This is a genomic window from Vulgatibacter sp., from assembly GCF_041687135.1.
GTDB lineage: Bacteria > Myxococcota > Myxococcia > Myxococcales > Vulgatibacteraceae > JAWLCN01.
In genome coordinates this window covers 295538-312686 of the sequence record NZ_JAWLCN010000003.1, presented here as the reverse complement: position 1 = coordinate 312686, position 17149 = coordinate 295538, and the positions used below count along the sequence as shown (strand labels likewise).

Genomic DNA, 17149 nt, shown 5'->3' with positions numbered 1-17149 from the left:
AGAAGATGCCGCACCGACCCGAAGACACCTCGACCGATCGCCACGAGAGCCAGCGGACCGGCGAGAAGGCCGATGCCGCCATCGAGGGCGGCCACTACCGCGGGCCACGGCCCACCGGCGACACGCAGCCGCCGGCGCCTGCGAACCGGAGCAGCCCCGGCAAGATCCCCGACCACGGCGGACGGCGCTGAACGTCCGTCAGAGCCGGAAGAGCAGCGAGGTGGTGAAGCTCGTGTCGAGCTTCTCCACGCCGTCCGGCGGCTCGCTGTCGTAGGCGCTGGTGAAGGCGAGCTTGACCGCGAGCCACGTCTTCACGTCGAGGATCGCCGCCGTCTCGCTGAGCAGGCGGTAGTCGTCGAACTCGTCGAACTTCGGCTGCACGTAGGTGGTGTGGGTGAGCGCGATCCCGTCGGTGGGGATCGCCGACGCGAAGACGTAGCTCGACCAGCGCTGGTTGAGCTCCTCCTCGCCTGCGTCCACCTCGTCCCCCTCGGTGAAGCGCTCGTATTCCAGCATCCACGCCGTGCCGATGGCGACCTCGTATCCTCGAGGCAGCGGCAGATCGAAGCGCGGCCCCAGGCCGAAGAGCGCCCGGAGCTGCAGCCGCCGGAACTCGTCGTACTCGTGCTGCACGAAGGTCTCGGGGCTCAGCCAGGGCAGGAGCCGGTAGCGGTAGCGCAGGTGCTCGAAGAGGTTGTTGATGAAGGCCTCCTCGTCGTCGAGGCCGTAGGAGGCGCGGGCGGTGAGGTAGATGCGGTGGCGGCCGGTGAGGTAGAGACCCGCGGCGGCGCCGGAGATCTGCGTCACCTCGGTGTTGCCGGTGGTCCAGTTGAGCAGGCCCGAGATCTCGCCGCTGATCCCCTCGACCGCGCCCTTCGAGGCGGCGGGCTGGACGTTGACGATGCGGGCCGCGGGAGCGGCGAGCGGCAGCAGCAGGACGAGCGCTGCGAGTGCGGTGCGGATCATGCGGACTCCTTCGATCCCCCGAGGCGGCGCACCTATATCGCAACTATCCCGGTCGACCGACCGCCGGGCTGTGGCTTCCAGGGGCGCGAGCCACTTCCGCAGGCGCCGGGCGCCGTGCGAACCTGCGGGGATGAAGCGCATCCTCAGCATCGCCGCCTCCCTGCTGGCGGCTTCCCTCGTAGCCACGGGCTGTGGCGACGATTGCACCGACGGCGTGAAGGACATGAAGGTCCAGAACGCCTGCACCCAGGGGACCTTCGCCCCGGGGGAGGCCTTCACCCTCGACGTGGAGACCGCCCGGCAGGAGGATCCCTGCGGCGAGATCCGCTGCACCGTGCGCCGCGACGGCGGCGCGATCTTCCTCGCGGTGGAGCAGGACAGCTGCGCTGCGGCAGGTGACGAGGCCTGCGCCAGCGCGATCGTCCCCTGCGGGATGCCGGCGCTCGATCCGGGCGGCTACAGCCTCCGCGCCAACGGCGCGCCCTTCGGCACGCTCCAGGTGGCGGACGGCGGCGCCACTTCCTGCAGCCTCGATTAACCGGCGATCAACCGACGCGCAGGAAGGAGTAGTAGGCGGCGAGGAGCCCGGCGAGGATCCAGAGCACCCCGTGCACCTCGCGGGCCCTGCCGCTGATCACCTTGATCACCACCCACGAGAGCAGGCCGAAGACGACGCCGTTCGCGATCGAATAGGTGAACGGCATCATCGCCACGGTCAGGAAGGCCGGCACCGACTCGTCGAGCCTGCGCCAGTCGAGATCCACCACGCCGCCGATCATCAGCGCGCCGACCACGATCAGCGCGGGGGCGGTGGCCACCGCGGGAACGGCGGTGAAGATCGGCGTGAAGAAGAGCGCGAGGAGGAAGAAGAAGGAGACCACCACCGCGGTAAGGCCGGTGCGGCCCCCTTCCTCCACGCCGGCCCCCGACTCGATGAAGGTGGTGACGGTGCTGGTGCCCAGCGCGGCGCCGGCCACCGTTCCCACCGCGTCGGCGGTGAAGGCCTTGTTGGCGTTGGGCAGCTCGTCCTTCTCGTTCAGGAAACCCGCGACGCGGCCCACGCCGAGGAGCGTGCCCGCGGTGTCGAAGATGTCGACGAAGAGGAAGGCGATCACCACGGTGAGGAGCTTGCCGGTGAAGAGGTGATCCCACTCGAAGGCGAGGAAGGTCTCCTTCGGGAACGAGGGCATGGAAAAGAAGGAGGCGGGTGCTGCGGCGAGGCCGGTGAGCCAGGTGATCACGGTGATCGCCACGATGCCGACGAGGATGCCGCCCTTGAACTTCCGGCTCTCCAGCGCGGCGATGAGCGCCACGCCGAGGAGCGCGAGGAGCACCGGCCACGACTGCAGATCGCCGAGGCCCACCAGCGTCGCCGGGTTGTCCACCACGAGCCCTGCGTTGCGGAAGCCGATCAGCGCGAGGAAGAGGCCGATGCCCGCTGCGGTGGCGCGTTTGATCGAGTGGGGGATGGCGTTGAGGATGATGGTGCGGACGCCGCCGAAGGAGAGGCCGATGAAGATCAGGCCCTCGAGGAAGACGGCGGTCAGCGCCGTCTGCCAGGTCTCGCCCATCCCGAGGACGACGCCGTAGGTGAAGTAGGCGTTGAGGCCCATGCCCGGCGCCAGCGCGAAGGGGTAGTTGGCGTAGAGCCCCATCACCAGGGTGGCGATCGCAGCGCCGAGCGCGGTGGCGATGGTGACGTCGGCCACCGGCATCCCCGCCTCCGCGAGGATTTGCGGGTTCACGAAGAGGATGTAGGCCATCGTCAGAAACGTGGCCACGCCGGCGCGGACCTCGGTTCCGACGGTGGATCCCCGCTCGTGGATCCGGAAGAAGCGCTCGATTCGTTCCATGCTCGACCTGCTGCCGCGAGGCGGCGCCAGAAGCCCCCGGTGGAAGGGGGGCTCATACCGCAGATCGAGGGGAGGTGGACAGAACGTCCACCCCCTGCAGCGAGCTCAGGCGCCGATGCGCTGCAGGGTGAGGAGCGGCTGCGTGTCGTCGTAGGGCCCGCGCAGATCGATCGTGCAGAAGAGCGCCCACTCGGTGGCGCCGCGCTCCTCGTCCTCCTCGTCCCCCAGCGCTGCGGCCGCAGCCTGCGGCGCCACGAGGCGCTGCTGCGCCTCCCACAGCCTGGGCTCCTTCTGCTCGAGCCTGGTGAAGTGCGCCTGCCTGGCGAAGGGCGTGGTGTCGATGGCGCGGAACTCCTCGAAGAAGGGAGCGAGCTCCGCCTCGAGCTTCTCCGCGGTCCACTCGTGGCCGGGCTGCAGGGCTGCAAGGGCGCTCTCCCAATCACGCAGCGAGGCCGCCTTGAGGAGGCGATGGAGCTCGACGCGGGCGCGGAGGCGCAGGCCCCGTGCATCCTCGGCGAGGTCGTAGGGTTTCTCCTCCACGCCGGCGATCTCGACCTTCTGGCCCGGCCTGCGCAGCGACTCCCACTCGTCGAGGAGGGAGGAGTCCACGCCGCGCAGCGTGGTGCGCAGGAAGGCGACGACCTCGTCGACGCGCTCGTCGTGGTAGGCCTCCGGGACCGTCTGCGTCAGCGTCTTGTACGCATCGGTGAGGTAGCGCAGCAGCACGCCCTCGCTGCGCTGCAGGCCGTAATCCCGCACGTAGTTGTCGAAGCTCGAGAGGCTCTCGTAGAGCTCCCGGGCGATCGACTTGGGCCGGATGTTCTCCTCGCCGACCCAGGGATGTTTGTCGGCGAAGGCGTTGAAGGTCTCGTAGACGAACTCGCGCAGGGGCTTGGGGTACTCGACCTTCTCGAGCTCCGCCATGCGGTCCTCGTAGTCCATCCCCTGCGCCTTGAGCTCGGCGACCTTCTCGCCCTTCGCCTTGTCGAGCTGCTTGTAGAGGATCGTCCACGGGTTCTCGAGGATCGATTCCACCAGCGTGAGCACGTCTAGGGCGTAGCTCTCGCTCTCCTTGTCGAGGCGCGCCAGCGTCTCGAGGAGGTAGAGGGAGAGGGTGTGGTGGATGGAGAAATCCTCCTGGAGCGAGGGATCGACCTCCACCGCGCGGCCCTTGCGCCCGTGCCACTCGGTGAGGGCGACGAGCCCCGCCTTGCGCAGCTGCCGGAAGCGGGCGGCGGCGAGGCGCTTGAAGCGCTTCTTCGCCGCGTCGTGCACGTGGGCCCGCTGGATCATGGTGAGCAGGCGCGGGTAGCCCACGTCGCCGCGGCCGTCTGCCTGCATCAGCGTGAGCAGCAGGCTGTGGGTCACGTCGAAGCGCGACTCGAGGGCCTCGGGCGGCTTGGAGAACATCCGCTCGAAGGTCTGCTTGTCCCAGTGGGCGTAGCCCTTGGTCGGCGCCGGCTTCTTCTGCACCTTCTTCTTCGGGTTGGCCGCCTGCTTCTCCGCGATCTTGATGTTCTCGATCACGTGCTCGGGCGCCTGCACCACCACGTAACCGCGGTCGTCGAAGCCCTTGCGGCCCGCGCGCCCCGCCACCTGGAGGAAGTCGCGGACGGTGAGCACGCCGACCCGCTCGCCGTCGTATTTGCACAGCTGGGTGAAGAGCACCGTGCGCAGCGGGATGTTGACGCCGACGCCGAGGGTGTCGGTGCCGCTGATCACCTTGAGCAAACCGGCTTGCGCGAGCTTCTCCACGAGGAGCCGGTACTTCGGCAGGAGGCCCGCGTGGTGGAGGCCGATGCCGTGCCGGAGGAAGCGCTGCAGCTCCTTGCCGTAGGGCGTGTCGAAGCGCGTGCCCTCGAGGGCCTGGGCGATCTTCGCCTTCTCCTCCTTCGAGGAGAAGTTCACGCTCATCAGGTTCTGGGCCTGCTCCGCCGCGGCCTTCTGGGAGAAGTTGACCAGGTAGATCGGGTGCCGGTCCTTCTCCACCAGCTTCTCGATCGTCTCGTGGAGCGGGACCTCGCTGTAGTCGAACTCGAGCGGCACCGGCCGCTCGGCGCCGCGGATCACCGCCACCTTCCTGCCGGTGACCTCCTCGAGCCCCTGCTCGATCCGCGTGGTGTCGCCCAGGGTGGCGCTCATCAGGAGGAAGGTCGTCTTCGGCAGGATGAGCAGCGGCACCTGCCAGGCGATGCCGCGGTCCTTGTCGCCGTAGTAGTGGAACTCGTCCATCACCACGCAGTCGATCCGCGCGCCGGGATCGCGGAGGGCGAGGTTCGAGAGGATCTCCGCGGTGCAGCAGATGATCGGCGCCTCCTTGTTGATGGAGGCGTCGCCGGTCATCATCCCCACGTTCTCGGGGCCGAAGGCGTCGCAGAGCGCGAAGAACTTCTCGTTCACCAGCGCCTTGATCGGGCAGGTGTAGAAGCTCTTCTTCCCCTCGGCCATCGCCTGGAAGTGGAGCGCCTGCGCCACCAGCGATTTGCCGGAGCCAGTGGGGGTGGAGAGGATCACGTGCTTGCCGTCGAGCAGCTCGAGGATCGCCTCCTCCTGCGCCGGGTAGAGCTCGAGGCCCTTGCTCGAAGCCCAGTTAACGAAATTCTCGAGGATCGCCGTGGTGTCGGCGCCGTCGGCGGGAAGCTGCTTCAGAAGGCTGGCTGTGCTCATCGGTTTCCTACAACAGGCGGTCTGCGCAGGTCCTTCGCCGCGGCGTGATCGCGGGCCTGCTCGGCCCGCACCTTGACGGCGTCTCGATCCGGCGTTACTTCGAATTTGAACCATTGGAGGCGCCTTGGGCACCCACTACAAGGGCAGCGAGACCGAAATCCGCGCGCTCGACACCTATATCAAGCTGATGCGCGCCGTGGGCTCCCTCGGTAGCTCCCTCGAGCGCCGGCTCGACGAGGAGGGGCTCACCGGCTCGCAATTCGGGATCCTCGAGGCGCTCCTCCACCTTGGGCCGCTGTGCCAGCGGGACCTCGGCCAGAAGCTCCTCACCTCTGGCGGCAACGTGACCACCGTGGTCGACAACCTCGAGAAGCGGGGCCTGGTGCAGCGCGTCCGCAGCGAGGAGGACCGGCGCTTCGTCACCGTCCACCTCACCGACGAGGGGAAGCGGCTCATCACTGCGGTCTTCCCCCGGCATCTGGCGCGCATCGTCGAGGCGCTCGCGGCGCTGGAGCCGGACGAGCAGGAGGGGCTGGGGCGGCTCTGCAAGAAGCTCGGCGTCGCCGTCGCCCGCTGAAAGGCCGCCGCGGGAAACAAATTCGAACTTGAAGCATTGAAGGGGGAACCAAACGCCATCACCCACGGAGTCCTCGCCAGCCTGATCTTCGTGGGCGGCGGCCGCTTCGGCCTCGACACCGCCCGGGCCGGCTCGCGGCGCGAGGCGCTCGCCACCGCCGCTGCCTGATCGTCTCGATATCCCCCTGGGGCCGCCTGCAGCTCCCGCGGGACTTGAACGGGCGGCGCCGAAGGCTACAGTGACGCGCATGCGTACCAAAGCCTCCCGCCAGAAGACCCCGATCGTCCCCTCCGAGTCGACGCCGAAGCCCGCGAGCCACGACAGCGCGGCGCCGCAGGCGCTCCTCGACTTCATGCTCACCGGCTGGAAGGAGCGGCGGCCGAAGGTGACGAAGGTGAAGGGCGCGGAGAATTTCGCCGCCCGCCGCAAGGCGCTCTCCGCCGCCTTCCCCGGCGAGACCCTGGTGATCCCCACCGGCCACGAGAAGGTCCGGGCCAACGACACCAACTACCGCTTCCGCCCCGGCACGGAGTTCTACTACCTCACCGGCAACGTCGAGCCCGACTGCGTGCTCGTCCTCGAGCCGAAGGCAGGCGGCGGCCACAAGGACATCCTCTTCGTCGAGCCCAACCCCGGCCGCTCCGACGCCACCTTCTACACCGACCGCAACAAGGGCGAATTGTGGGTGGGCGCGCGCCTCGGCGTGCAGGAGAGCGAGGTGCGCTTCGGCGTCGACGAGGCCCGCGGGCTGCCCGAGCTGCCGGCCTACCTCGACGGGCTGGGCGGCGGGGTGACTCGTCCCTCGCGCGTGCTCCGCGGCGTCTCCTCCCAGGTGGACCACCACGTCCGGGCGCAGCACGCGCGCGACCGCGAGCTCGCCGTCCATCTCTCGGAGATGCGGCTGATCAAGGACAAGCTCGAACTCCGCGAGCTCCAGGCAGCGGTCGACTCGACGATGCGCGGCCTCGAGGACGTGATCGAGCGCCTCGCCTTCGCGCAGAGCGAGCGCGAGGTGGAGGGCGTCTTCAACCTCCGCGCGCGGATGGAGGGCAACGACGTCGGCTACGGCACCATCGCCGCGTCCGGCTGCAACGCCTGCGTGCTCCACTGGACCCGCAACGACGCGAAGCTGAAGCCCGGCACCCTGCTGCTCCTCGACGCCGGCGTGGAGCGCGACACCCTCTACACCGCGGACATCACCCGCACCCTGCCGGTCTCGGGGAAGTTCTCGAAGGAGCAGCGGGAGATCTACGAGCTGGTGCTCGAGGCGCAGACCGCCGCCATCGCAGCGGTGAAGCCGGGCAACGACTTCATGGAGCCCAACCGCGTGGCGATGCGGATCCTCGCCGAGGGGCTGGAGCGGCTGGGCATCCTCGAGAGCGCCGAGGAGGCGCTCGCCGACGAGCACCAGTTCTACAAGCGCTACTCGCTTCACAACGTGAGCCACATGCTCGGCCTCGACGTGCACGACTGCGCGCAGGCCCGCATGGAAAATTACAAATACGGCAAGCTCCAGCCGGGCATGGTCCTCACCGTGGAGCCGGGGCTCTACTTCCAGGAAGACGATCTCACCGTCCCCGCGAAGTACCGCGGCATCGGCGTGCGCATCGAGGACGACGTGGCGGTCACCGCCCGCGGGGTGAAGAACCTCTCCGAGAACATCCCCCACACCGTGAAGGAGATCGAAGGCTGGATGGCCTCGGTGTGGAAGGCGGCAAAGAAGAAGAAGCGTTAGTGCACGAGCGCGCCGACGCCAGCGATCGCGGCGACGCCCGCGGCCACCACCGCCAACTGCACCAGGGCGGCGCGCCCCGCCGCCCGGTGGTGGAGTGACGGAACGAGATCGGCGAGCGCGATGTAGACGAGGCTCCCTGCTGCCAGCGGCAGGAGCCACGCGATCGCGCCGTCGACCTGCTGCCCCAGCAGGAAGGTGCCCGCGGCGGCGGCGACCGGCGGCAGCTGCACCAGCCAGTTGAGGAAGAGCGCCCGCTTCCAGTGCATGCCCGCCCCCAGGAGCACGGCGTAGTCGCCGACCTCCTGCGGGATCTCGTGGGCCACCACCGCCAGCGTGGTGGCGACGCCGAGCTCGGTGCTGCTCGAGAAGGCGGCGCCGATGAGGAAGCCGTCCACCAGGTTGTGCAGGGCGTCGCTCCAGAGGACGAGCGGCACCGTCGCCTGCATCGGGTGGTCGTGCAGGTGCCCGGGATCGTGTTCGTGGGGGTGGCGCCAGCGCACCAGCCGCTCGAAGGCGAGGAAGCCGAGGATGCCGAGGAGGAAGCGGGGGAAGACCACCTCGGCCTCCTCCAGCTCGAGCGCTTCTGGTAGGAGGTCGAGCAGCGCGGCTCCCAGCAGCGTGCCCACCGCGAAGGCGAGGAGCAGGCCCGTGAGCGAGCGGTGCAGGCGGCCCAGCCACAACACCAGCAGGCTGCCGGCGAGGGCGGCGGCGCTGGCTACCAGCGTGGCGAGGACGGGCCAGGCCCAGCTCATCGGGGTCTCGATTCGACGGGCGCGGTTCACCGCGCATTCCCACCTTGGATAGCAACGGCAGGCTACTCGGGCATCGGGCATCGGGCATCGGGCATCGGGCGCCGGCCGGGAGGAGACGATGCGCCGCGAGCCGGCCTATTTCGACCACCTGCAGCACCTGCTCCAGCTCGAGCGCGACGGGCAGCGCCGCCGCTTCGAGGAGCTGCGCGCCACCCTCTCGCCGGAGGAGCAGCTGGCCCGGGGCATGGCGCTCGCGGATCTCGAGGCGGTGGACGAGAGCTTCGGCCTCGGCGGCAGGCTGCTGGTCACGATGGAGCGGGAGGATCGCAGCCCCCTCGGCGTGGGCATCGACGTAGGGGCGCCGGTGCTGGTGCGTCCCCGGCGCAGCGACGCCGAGGTGCCGGTGCCGGCGGTGGTGGCGCGGCGGAGTCGCACCTCGCTCGTCCTCGCCTTCGACGAGATGCCGCCGCCCTTCGTGGCGGAGGGACGGCTCTGGATCGACCTCGCCGCCGACGAGGTGACCTTCGCCCGCGCCCGCGACGCGGTGCGCACGGTGCAGGGCTGGGAGAAGGGCGTGCTCCGACGCCGCCGCGACACCCTCCTGGGCGCGGAGCCCGCTCGCTTCGATACGGTGCAGCCGCTGCCGGCGATCGCGCTCAACCCCGAGCAGCGCGACGCGGTGGAGCGCGGTCTCGCCGCCCAGGACTTCTTCCTCGTCCACGGGCCCCCGGGCACCGGCAAGAGCACGGTGCTCGGTGAGATCGCGGTGCAGGCGGTGGCTCGCGGCGAGCGGCTCCTCGCCACCGCCGCCAGCAACGCCGCGGTCGATCACCTGCTCGAGCTCTGCCTCGCCCGTGGCCTGCGGGTGGTGCGGGTGGGCCATCCTGCCCGGGTGGCGGAGCGGCTGCAGGAGCACACCCTCGATCTGCTCGTGGAGGCCGATCCCGATCGCAAGGTGGCGCGGGATCTCTTCGACGACGCCTTCGAGCTGCAGGGCTACGCCCGCAAGCAGCGCAGCCGCGGGCGGAGCCGCGATCGTTTCGCCAACGCCCGGGAGGCACAGGGCGAGGCGCGGCGGCTCTTCGCCGAGGCGCGGCGGTTGGAGAAGCGCGCGGTGCGGGCGGTGCTCGCCAGGGCGCAGGTGATCTGCGCCACCTGCACCGCGCTTGCCGGCTCGACGTTGCGGGAGGAGCGCTTCGATCGCGCGCTCCTCGACGAGGCCACCCAGGCGATCGAGCCACTGTCGCTGCTGCCCTTCCTCCGGGCGGAACGGGTGATCCTCGCCGGCGATCACCGGCAGCTGCCGCCCACGGTGATTTCGCAGGAGGCGGGGCAGCTCGGCCTCTCGGTGAGCCTCTTCGAACGGCTCCTCGGCGATCACGGCGACGGCGTGCGCCGCATGCTCCGCGAGCAATACCGGATGAACGAGCGGATCATGTCCTTCCCCTCCGCCGAGATGTACGGCGGCGAGCTGCGCGCCCACCCGTCGGTGGCGGGCAGGCGCCTCGACCTGCCCGGCGTGGAGTCGCCGCCGCTCCTCTTCGTCGACACCGCCGGCAAGGGCTTCGAGGAGGAGGCGCCGCCGCAGAGCGATAGCCTCGCCAACCCCGGCGAGGCGGCGCTGGTGCTGGCACGGGCCCGGGAGCTGATCGAGGCGGGGCTGCCAGCCGCGGAGGTGGCGGTGATCGCGCCCTACAGCGCGCAGGTGGCGCTGCTGCGCGATGGTGCGATGCGTCAGGGGCTCTCCGACGCGGTGGAGATCGACACCGTCGACGCGTTCCAGGGCAGGGAGAAGGACGCGATCCTCCTCTCGCTCACCCGCTCCAACGCCGATGGAACGCTCGGGTTCCTCGCCGATCTCCGTCGGATGAACGTGGCGATCACCCGGGCTCGCAGGCACCTCTTCGTCGTCGGGGATTCGGCGACCCTCGCCCACCATCCCTTCTACCAGCGCTTCGTCGCGGGAGCGGAGGCCCACGGCGGCTGGCGGAGCGCCTGGGAATGGCCGGAGCCTGCGCCTTTGTGAGCATCGGGTGTGCATCTGCCGCGCGCGGTCCGTGTAGACTGCGACGGACGCCAGGGGGCCCAAACCGTGCTGATCCGACCGGACCTGCAGGTATTCGAGACCTTGCCCGTACCGCTCGCCGTGCTCCGCGGGGATGTGGTGGTCTACGCGAACCGGGCGCTCGCGGCGCTCCTCGGCCTGCAGACCGCGGCGCTCGTCGGTGCCTCCTCCGAGGCGCTCCTCGCCCGCTTCGTCACGCACGGCGACGCCGGCTGGCTCCGGGAGGTCAACCGGGCCCGGGTGCAGGGTGCGGTCCCGTCCCCTTCGCTCTGGGCGCGGATCCGCGCTGCGGACGGCGAGGAGCGCGAGGTCTGCATGCGCCAATCGGAGATGCCGGGACGGGACGGCGAGAGCCTCGTTCTCGTCCTCGACGCGGACGCCGAAGCGCTCAGCCGCCGCCTCTCGCGTGCGCTGGCAGGCGCCGCCGATTCCTTCGTGCGCTGCCGCGACGAGGCGAACGTCCTCGACAAGGCGATGGCCGTGCTCGCGGGGCAGGGCCTGCGGGCGGCGATCCTGTTGCTCCAGGGGGAGGAGCTGCGCTTCGGGCCCGGCCTCCTGCCCGAGGGAGCCCGCGAGCAGATCGAGCGGCTGGCGGGGCTGCCGATCACCGCGGTCCGGCTCCCGCTCACCTCCTGCCCCGCGGCGGAACGGCTCTTCGCCGGAGGCGAGCCCGTCTATTTCCAGGACGCGCGGGTCTCTGCCCGGGGGCTCGGTGTCGGCGCCGAGCTGGCGGAGGCGCTGCTCGAGAGCCACCGGCTCTTCGCCGCGCCGATCCGTCTCGAGGAGGGGCCCTTCGGCCTCCTCGTCGTCGAGGGAGAATCCCTCACCCCGGCGGCGGCGGCGACGCTGGCGCTCTTCACCCGGCACCTCGGCGCTGCCCTCGAGAACGCCCGCCACCACAAGCGGGCGGCGCAGCGGCTCAAGGAGATCGCCCAGGTGCAGGACGCGCTGGTGGCGCAGGAGCGCGCCGCAGCGGTGGGCGATGCAGCGGCGGTGCTCGCCCACGAGGTGCGCAATCCGCTGGGGGCGATCCTCAACGCGGTGGCGCTGCTCAAGCGCAACGCGGGCAAGCTGCCTACCGAGGATCTGCTCGAGATGATCGAGGAGGAGGCGGAACGGATCGACGGGCTCGTCACCGATCTCCTCGACCTCGCGAGGCCCCTCGAGCCGCGGGTGCGGCCCATCGATCTGGAGCCCCTCGTGCGGCGGGCGATCGAGCTGGCTGCCGCCATCGACAACCGGGCAGTGGTCGAGCTGATCGCGGCGTCGCCGGCCGTGCAGGTGAACGCCGATCCCCACCTGGTGCAGGTGGCGGTGGAGAACCTGGTGCGCAACGCGGTGCAGTCCTCGCCGCCAGGCGGCAGGGTGGCGGTGCGGATCGGCGGCGACGAGATCCTGGGCTCGGTGGTGGTGGAGGATCAGGGCCCGGGGATCGCGCCGCCCGACGCGAGCCGGATCTTCGAGCCCTTCTTCACCACCCGGCAGACCGGCAAGGGGCTCGGCCTCGCGGTGGTCAAGCGCGTGGCCGAGGTGCACGGGGGCTCGGTCGAGGTGCGCGCTGCGGAAGGCGGCGGGGCCACCTTCGAGCTGCGCCTGCCGCGCGATTAGTCGTTCTTCTCGAAGTGCACGAAGTCGATGAGGAAGGTGGCGCCGAGGCACAGCGGGCGGAGCCTGTCGTCGACGCTCGGGGCGAGCTCGAGACCGAAGTTGTCGGCGTCGGTGAACGCCTCCTTGAGCATGCCGCTCCAGCGCTTGGCGATCTTGCCCACCACCCTGCCGTGCACCTTGAGCTCGAAGGTCCAGGGCTTGAAGAAGGGGCCGAAGAGCTCCGCGCCGACGGCGCCGGTGGGGCCCTCGATCACGTATTTGCGGGAGAAGATCGCCCACTTCTGCTGGATCGCGCCGAGGAGGCGGCCCTGGGCGTCGTGGATCTCGGCGCGGGCGAAGAACCAGCGCCAGGGCCGCTTCACCGTGAGCACGGTGGCGCCGCCGCGATCCTTCACCTCGATGGTGAAGGGGCGCTTGCCGCCGAACCACTGGCGCAGGAAGAAGGCGCCGACCCCGCCGCCGGTCTCACCGGCGTAGAGGATCGGCGCCCCGGTCTCGTCCTCGATCTCGTAGCGGTTGCGGGTCTCCCAGCCGGTGAAGACCTCGGCCAGCTCCCGCTTCTGCCGCACCCGCAGCTGGGTGACGCCCGAGAGGGCGGGCAGGGTGGTCGAAGAAGAGTGTGCGGTATGCATGTTCGCGCTCCGGATTCGCTCGTTCGGGAGCGAATCCTATGCGGGGCGCGCGGACATTGCCCGTTTTCAGTACATCGGTTCGGCGGGCTGGGCGCTGTCGCCCGGGCCCATGCCAGGCTCCGAGGACGGGCTCTCGGGCTCGATCTCGCGGGGCTCCATCGGCCCGCCGATGCCGTTCTCCTCCTCCATGCCGATCGAGCCGGACTCGACCTGCTGGCGGACCTGGTCGGCGTCCTCGCCGGAGAGGACCTCCACCTGTGCCACGCGATCGGGACCGAAGATGCCACGGTCCCAGGTGACCCGCACGGCGTCACCCTCGGAGAGCTCCTCCCAGGCGATCTCGGAGCCGTCCCGCATCACCACCGAGCGGGTGGTGCGCTCGAAGAGTTCCTCGTCGTCACCGGGATCCTCGGCGCTGTCGAGCATCAGCCGCTGCGCGTCCACCGAGGTGAGCACGCCCATCTTGGGAGCGACCGGCTCGACCTCGGCCTGCGCCGCGGTCTCGTCCTCACGCTGGCTCTCCTTGCCACTCGAACACGCGCTCGCGACCAGCCCGAGCGCCGCGATCGCCACGATCGTCCGCTTCATCCGTCATTCCTCCCCGGCCTGCTGGCGCGCAGGACCGCTGCAGCGAAGGTGCGCCCGCTGGGCGAGGGGTGCAGCAGCACCAGCCCCGTTTCGGGGCTCGACGGCGCCGCCCTCGCCCGCCGGGGTAGAGTCGCCGCCAGGGGGTTCCACTTGCAGACGCTCGATCCCGCAGCGCCACGTCCCTTCGATCCGCCGATCCGCTACGGCACCTTCCTCGGCGCCTGCAGGGAGACCGCGTTCGCGCCCACCACCAGCGGTCTCGGGCGGCTGGCCCGCCTCCTGCGCGAGAAGCGCTGGCAATATTTCGCGGTGGCCGACGAGGCGGTGGCGGTGGGTGGGGCCATCGTCGATCTCGGTTACGCCGGGAACGCCTTCCTCTGGGCGGTGGAGCGGGAGACGGGCCTCCTCCACGAGGGGGAGAAGCTGTCGCTGCCCACCGCGGTCCACGTGGGCGACGTGCCCGGCGACGGCCTCGAGGCCCGGATCGGCGGCAGCCTCGCCATCCGCACCGCGGGTGGCAGGACCGAGGTGGTCGGCAGGCTCGGGGCGGTGGAGGTCGCGGTGGCCCTCGAGGCCGCCGGCGAGGCGCTGACCGCGGTGGCGCCGGTGGAGGGCGGCGGGGTCAACGTCACCTGCAAACACGCGGCGCTGCGGGGGAGCGGGTCGGTGGTGCTGGGGGAGCGGCGGCTCGAGCTGGGGCAGGGCGCCAGCGGGATCCTCGACTACAGCCACGGCCTCCTCGCCAGGGAGACGTCCTGGCGCTGGGCTGCAGGGGCGGGGCGCCTGCGGGATGGGAACCCGATCGGCTTCAACCTCGTCGAGGGCTTCAACCAGGGGCTGGAGAACGGGATCTGGGTCCGGGGCAGGCCCCGCCCGGTGGGCGCCGCCCGTTTCACCTGGGATCCGAAGGCGCCGGAGGCTCCATGGCAGGTGACCACCGACGACGGCGTGGTGGACCTCCTCCTCGAGGTGGAGGCGGTGCGGCGCAAGGACCTGCACCTCGGCATCGCCGCCTCCTGGTACCGGCAGCCGGTGGGGCGGTGGACCGGCCAGGTGGACGGGCAGCAGGTCGACGGGATCTTCGGCGTCGCCGAGGACCACAAGGCCCGGTGGTGACTGCCTTTTTTCCGCGGCCCGATGCCAATGTCAGACCCCTCGGGTAGAACGGTGGCCATGGACGAGGTTGACCTGATGCCTCGACCGCAACTACACAAGTGTTTAGATGGCCCACGGGCCTGCAGAGGGGAACGCGATGTCGCAGAATCCGGAACGCGAGAAGGCGATCGACCTGGCCATCGGTGCGATCGAGAAGCAGTTCGGCAAGGGCTCGATCATGCGCCTCGGGAACGAGGAGGCGATGATCAAGGACGTCCAGGTGATCTCCTCCGGCGCCCTCTCCCTCGACATCGCCCTCGGCGTCGGCGGCTTTCCCCGCGGCCGCATCATCGAGATCTTCGGGCCGGAGTCGTCGGGCAAGACGACCCTCACCCTCCACCTCATCGCCGAGGCGCAGCGCCGCGGCGGCGTCTGTGGCTTCGTCGACGCGGAGCACGCCCTCGACGTGGGCTACGCCCGTAAACTCGGCGTTCGCACCGACGACCTCCTGATCTCGCAGCCGGACTGCGGCGAGCAGGCCCTCGAGATCACCGAGATGCTGGTGCGCTCCGGCGCCATCGACGTGCTCGTGGTCGACTCGGTGGCGGCCCTCGTCCCCCGGGCGGAGCTCGAGGGTGAGATGGGCGATTCGCACATGGGCGTGCAGGCCCGCCTGATGAGCCAGGCGCTCCGCAAGCTCACCGGCACCATCGCCAAGAGCAACACCACCGTGGTCTTCATCAACCAGATCCGCATGAAGATCGGCGTGATGTTCGGCAACCCCGAGACCACCACCGGCGGCAACGCGCTCAAGTTCTACGCCTCGCAGCGCCTCGACATCCGCCGCATCGGCGCGATCAAGAACGGCGACAGCGTGGTCGGCAACCGCACCCGCGTGAAGGTGGTGAAGAACAAGGTGGCCCCGCCCTTCCGCGAGGTGGAGTTCGACATCCTCTACGGACAGGGGATCAGCCGCGAGGGCGACATCCTCGATCTGGCGGTGAACGAGAACATCGTCGAGAAGAGCGGCGCCTGGTTCTCCTACGAAGGTGAGCGGATCGGGCAGGGGCGCGAGAACTCGAAGCAGTACCTGGTCGAGCACCCCGAGCTCCTCGAGCGGATCGAGACCAAGGTCCTCGACAAGTTCAACATCAAGCGCGGCCCCGCGCTCCAGGCGGTCCCGCAGCCCGAGGACGAGGGCAAGGGCGGCCGCAAGGGATCGGCCCGCAGCGCATAAGTCGCTGGCCCGCGCGGAGCAAAGCCGCAACGATGTCGGAAGGCTGCGCATGCTGCGCAGCGGACGACGGAGGGTGGCTTGCTGCGCCGGCAGGGAAAATGGATCGCGCTGGGGCTGATCGTGCTGGTGGCGATCGGCTTTCTCGTGGCGCGCCTGCTCGGCGAAGTGGTGCCGGTGGTGGAGGCGAGCCGGCGGGAGCTGGTGCAGAGCCTCGTGGTCACCGGCCGCGTGCTGGCGCCGGCACGGATCGAGGTGGGGCCGCTCACCTCGGGCAACGTGGCGGAGCTCCTCGTCGAGGAGGGGGATCCGGTGGAGCGCGGGCAGCTCCTCCTTCGCCTCGACGACGCGGAGGAGCAGGCCGCGGTGGCGCAGGCCCGGGCGGCGCTGGAACAGGCGCTGGCACGGCAGGCGCAACTCCGCTCGGTGCAGCTCCCGCAGGCGCGGGCCGGGGTGCGCCGCGCCGAGGCGGAGCTGGAGCAGGCCCGCCGGCAATACCAGCGCTACGCCGAGCTGCACCGGGTCGGCGCCCTGGCGCAATCGTCGCTGGACGAAGCGCAGCGGCGCCTCGAGGTGGCGGAGGCGGAAGCGGATGCGGCGCGGCTCTCCCGGCAGAGCGCCGGCGCCGGCGGCGTCGAAGCGCGTCTCGCCGCTGCTGCGGTGGAGAACGCGGAGGCGGCGCTGCAGCTCGCCGAGGCCCGGCTCGCCCGCACCAGGCTCGAGGCCCCGGTGAACGGTGTGGTGCTCGCGCGGGACGTGGAGGTCGGCGACGCGGTGCAGCCGGGGCGGGTGCTGCTCCTTGTCGGCGCCAGCGGCGACACCGAGATCGAGATCGAGCCCGACGAGCGCAACCTCGCCCGGCTCGCCGTAGGGCAGCGGGCGCTGGTCTCCGCCGATGCCTTTCCCGATCGGCAATTTCCTGCGGTGGTGAAGCGGATCGCGCCGGCGGTGGATCCCGCCCGGGGCACCGTCGACGTGCGCCTCGCCGTGCCGGAACCGCCCGCCTACCTGCGGCCGGAGATGACCGTCTCCGCCGACGTCGCCGTGGCCCGCAAGGCGGATGCGCTGGTGCTCCCGGCGGAAGCGCTGCGCGACCTCGGCACCGCTGCGCCCTGGGTGCTGGTGATCGACGAGGGGCGCGCGGCGCGCCGGCAGGTGCAGCTCGGGCTCCGGGGCGAAAGCTACGTCGAGGTGCTCGAAGGCGTCGCGCCGGGCGAGGCGGTGATCCTTCCCGAGGCAGGCGTGGAGGCCGGGGCGCGGGTCCGGGCCGGAGCGAAGGGGAACGAGCCGGCGGCGGCCCGTGCCGGCGACGGGGAGAATCCTGCCGGCGAGGCGCAGGTGCCGATTCCTTTTCCTGCAGGCGAGCGGGGCTGAAGG

The 17149-nt window shown here is 70.6% G+C and carries 16 protein-coding genes; 10 read left to right on the top strand and 6 right to left on the bottom strand.

Going from position 1 to position 17149, the window contains the following annotated elements; all coding sequences use genetic code 11:
• Positions 1 to 5 precede the first annotated feature (5 nt).
• Entirely contained in the window at positions 6 to 191 is a 186-nt protein-coding gene (locus ACESMR_RS08725; protein ID WP_373046668.1) for a hypothetical protein, read from the top strand.
• A 7-nt stretch (positions 192 to 198) separates the two neighbouring features.
• On the opposite strand, the gene ACESMR_RS08720 is transcribed toward ACESMR_RS08725, so the two are convergent.
• Complete coding sequence (locus tag ACESMR_RS08720; protein ID WP_373046667.1) at positions 199 to 966, bottom strand: DUF481 domain-containing protein; 768 nt, start codon at positions 964 to 966, stop codon at positions 199 to 201.
• A gap of 130 nt (positions 967 to 1096) precedes the next feature.
• On the opposite strand from ACESMR_RS08720, the gene ACESMR_RS08715 reads away from it, so the two are divergent.
• Entirely contained in the window at positions 1097 to 1504 is a 408-nt protein-coding gene (locus ACESMR_RS08715) for a hypothetical protein (protein WP_373046666.1), read from the top strand.
• Positions 1505 to 1511: 7 nt separating this feature from the next.
• On the opposite strand, the gene ACESMR_RS08710 is transcribed toward ACESMR_RS08715, so the two are convergent.
• Together ACESMR_RS08710 and ACESMR_RS08705 are read right to left on the bottom strand one after the other, a co-directional pair.
• Positions 1512 to 2819 carry an NCS2 family permease gene (locus ACESMR_RS08710; RefSeq protein ID WP_373046665.1) on the bottom strand — a complete coding sequence of 436 codons (1308 nt, stop codon included), beginning with the start codon at positions 2817 to 2819 and terminating at the stop codon, positions 1512 to 1514.
• Positions 2820 to 2924: 105 nt separating this feature from the next.
• The gene (locus ACESMR_RS08705) at positions 2925 to 5486 is read right to left on the bottom strand and encodes a DEAD/DEAH box helicase (RefSeq protein WP_373046664.1); all 2562 of its coding nucleotides are present in this window, start codon (positions 5484 to 5486) and stop codon (positions 2925 to 2927) included.
• Between the two features lie 124 nt (positions 5487 to 5610).
• Between ACESMR_RS08705 and ACESMR_RS08700 the strand changes: the two genes are divergently transcribed.
• The 3 genes from ACESMR_RS08700 to ACESMR_RS08690 all read left to right on the top strand — a co-directional run bounded on the left by ACESMR_RS08700 (position 5611) and on the right by ACESMR_RS08690 (position 7798).
• Positions 5611 to 6063, top strand: a complete 453-nt coding sequence (locus ACESMR_RS08700; protein WP_373046663.1) for a MarR family winged helix-turn-helix transcriptional regulator — start codon at positions 5611 to 5613, stop codon at positions 6061 to 6063.
• Between the two features lie 36 nt (positions 6064 to 6099).
• The gene (locus ACESMR_RS08695) at positions 6100 to 6231 is read left to right on the top strand and encodes a hypothetical protein (RefSeq protein WP_373046662.1); all 132 of its coding nucleotides are present in this window, start codon (positions 6100 to 6102) and stop codon (positions 6229 to 6231) included.
• Between the two features lie 79 nt (positions 6232 to 6310).
• Positions 6311 to 7798 carry an aminopeptidase P family protein gene (locus ACESMR_RS08690; protein WP_373046661.1) on the top strand — a complete coding sequence of 496 codons (1488 nt, stop codon included), beginning with the start codon at positions 6311 to 6313 and terminating at the stop codon, positions 7796 to 7798.
• Here ACESMR_RS08690 and ACESMR_RS08685 read toward each other — a convergent pair.
• Positions 7795 to 8580, bottom strand: a complete 786-nt coding sequence (locus tag ACESMR_RS08685; RefSeq protein ID WP_373046660.1) for a ZIP family metal transporter — start codon at positions 8578 to 8580, stop codon at positions 7795 to 7797. The genes ACESMR_RS08690 and ACESMR_RS08685 overlap by 4 nt on opposite strands.
• A gap of 88 nt (positions 8581 to 8668) precedes the next feature.
• Between ACESMR_RS08685 and ACESMR_RS08680 the strand changes: the two genes are divergently transcribed.
• Together ACESMR_RS08680 and ACESMR_RS08675 are read left to right on the top strand one after the other, a co-directional pair.
• Complete coding sequence (locus ACESMR_RS08680) at positions 8669 to 10576, top strand: AAA domain-containing protein (RefSeq protein WP_373046659.1); 1908 nt, start codon at positions 8669 to 8671, stop codon at positions 10574 to 10576.
• A 66-nt stretch (positions 10577 to 10642) separates the two neighbouring features.
• Positions 10643 to 12223 carry a sensor histidine kinase gene (locus ACESMR_RS08675; RefSeq protein WP_373046658.1) on the top strand — a complete coding sequence of 527 codons (1581 nt, stop codon included), beginning with the start codon at positions 10643 to 10645 and terminating at the stop codon, positions 12221 to 12223.
• Here the strand turns inward: ACESMR_RS08675 and ACESMR_RS08670 are convergent.
• Positions 12220 to 12855 (bottom strand): phospholipid scramblase-related protein, encoded by a 636-nt coding sequence (locus ACESMR_RS08670; RefSeq protein WP_373046657.1) that lies wholly within the window; start codon positions 12853 to 12855, stop codon positions 12220 to 12222. The genes ACESMR_RS08675 and ACESMR_RS08670 overlap by 4 nt on opposite strands.
• 66 nt (positions 12856 to 12921) lie before the next feature.
• Positions 12922 to 13443: a hypothetical protein gene (locus ACESMR_RS08665; protein ID WP_373046656.1), complete on the bottom strand. Its 522-nt coding sequence runs from the start codon at positions 13441 to 13443 to the stop codon at positions 12922 to 12924.
• Positions 13444 to 13593: 150 nt separating this feature from the next.
• Here ACESMR_RS08665 and ACESMR_RS08660 point away from each other — a divergent pair, with 150 nt between their 5' ends.
• The 3 genes from ACESMR_RS08660 (at position 13594) to ACESMR_RS08650 (ending at position 17146) form a co-directional block, all read left to right on the top strand.
• A complete protein-coding gene (locus tag ACESMR_RS08660) occupies positions 13594 to 14559 on the top strand; it encodes a DUF2804 domain-containing protein (protein WP_373046655.1) in 966 nt (321 codons plus the stop codon).
• A 136-nt stretch (positions 14560 to 14695) separates the two neighbouring features.
• Complete coding sequence (recA, locus tag ACESMR_RS08655; RefSeq protein ID WP_373046654.1) at positions 14696 to 15775, top strand: recombinase RecA; 1080 nt, start codon at positions 14696 to 14698, stop codon at positions 15773 to 15775.
• Between the two features lie 78 nt (positions 15776 to 15853).
• Positions 15854 to 17146, top strand: coding sequence for an efflux RND transporter periplasmic adaptor subunit (locus ACESMR_RS08650; protein ID WP_373046653.1), 1293 nt, complete (start codon positions 15854 to 15856; stop codon positions 17144 to 17146).
• The last annotated feature ends 3 nt before the right edge of the window (positions 17147 to 17149 follow it).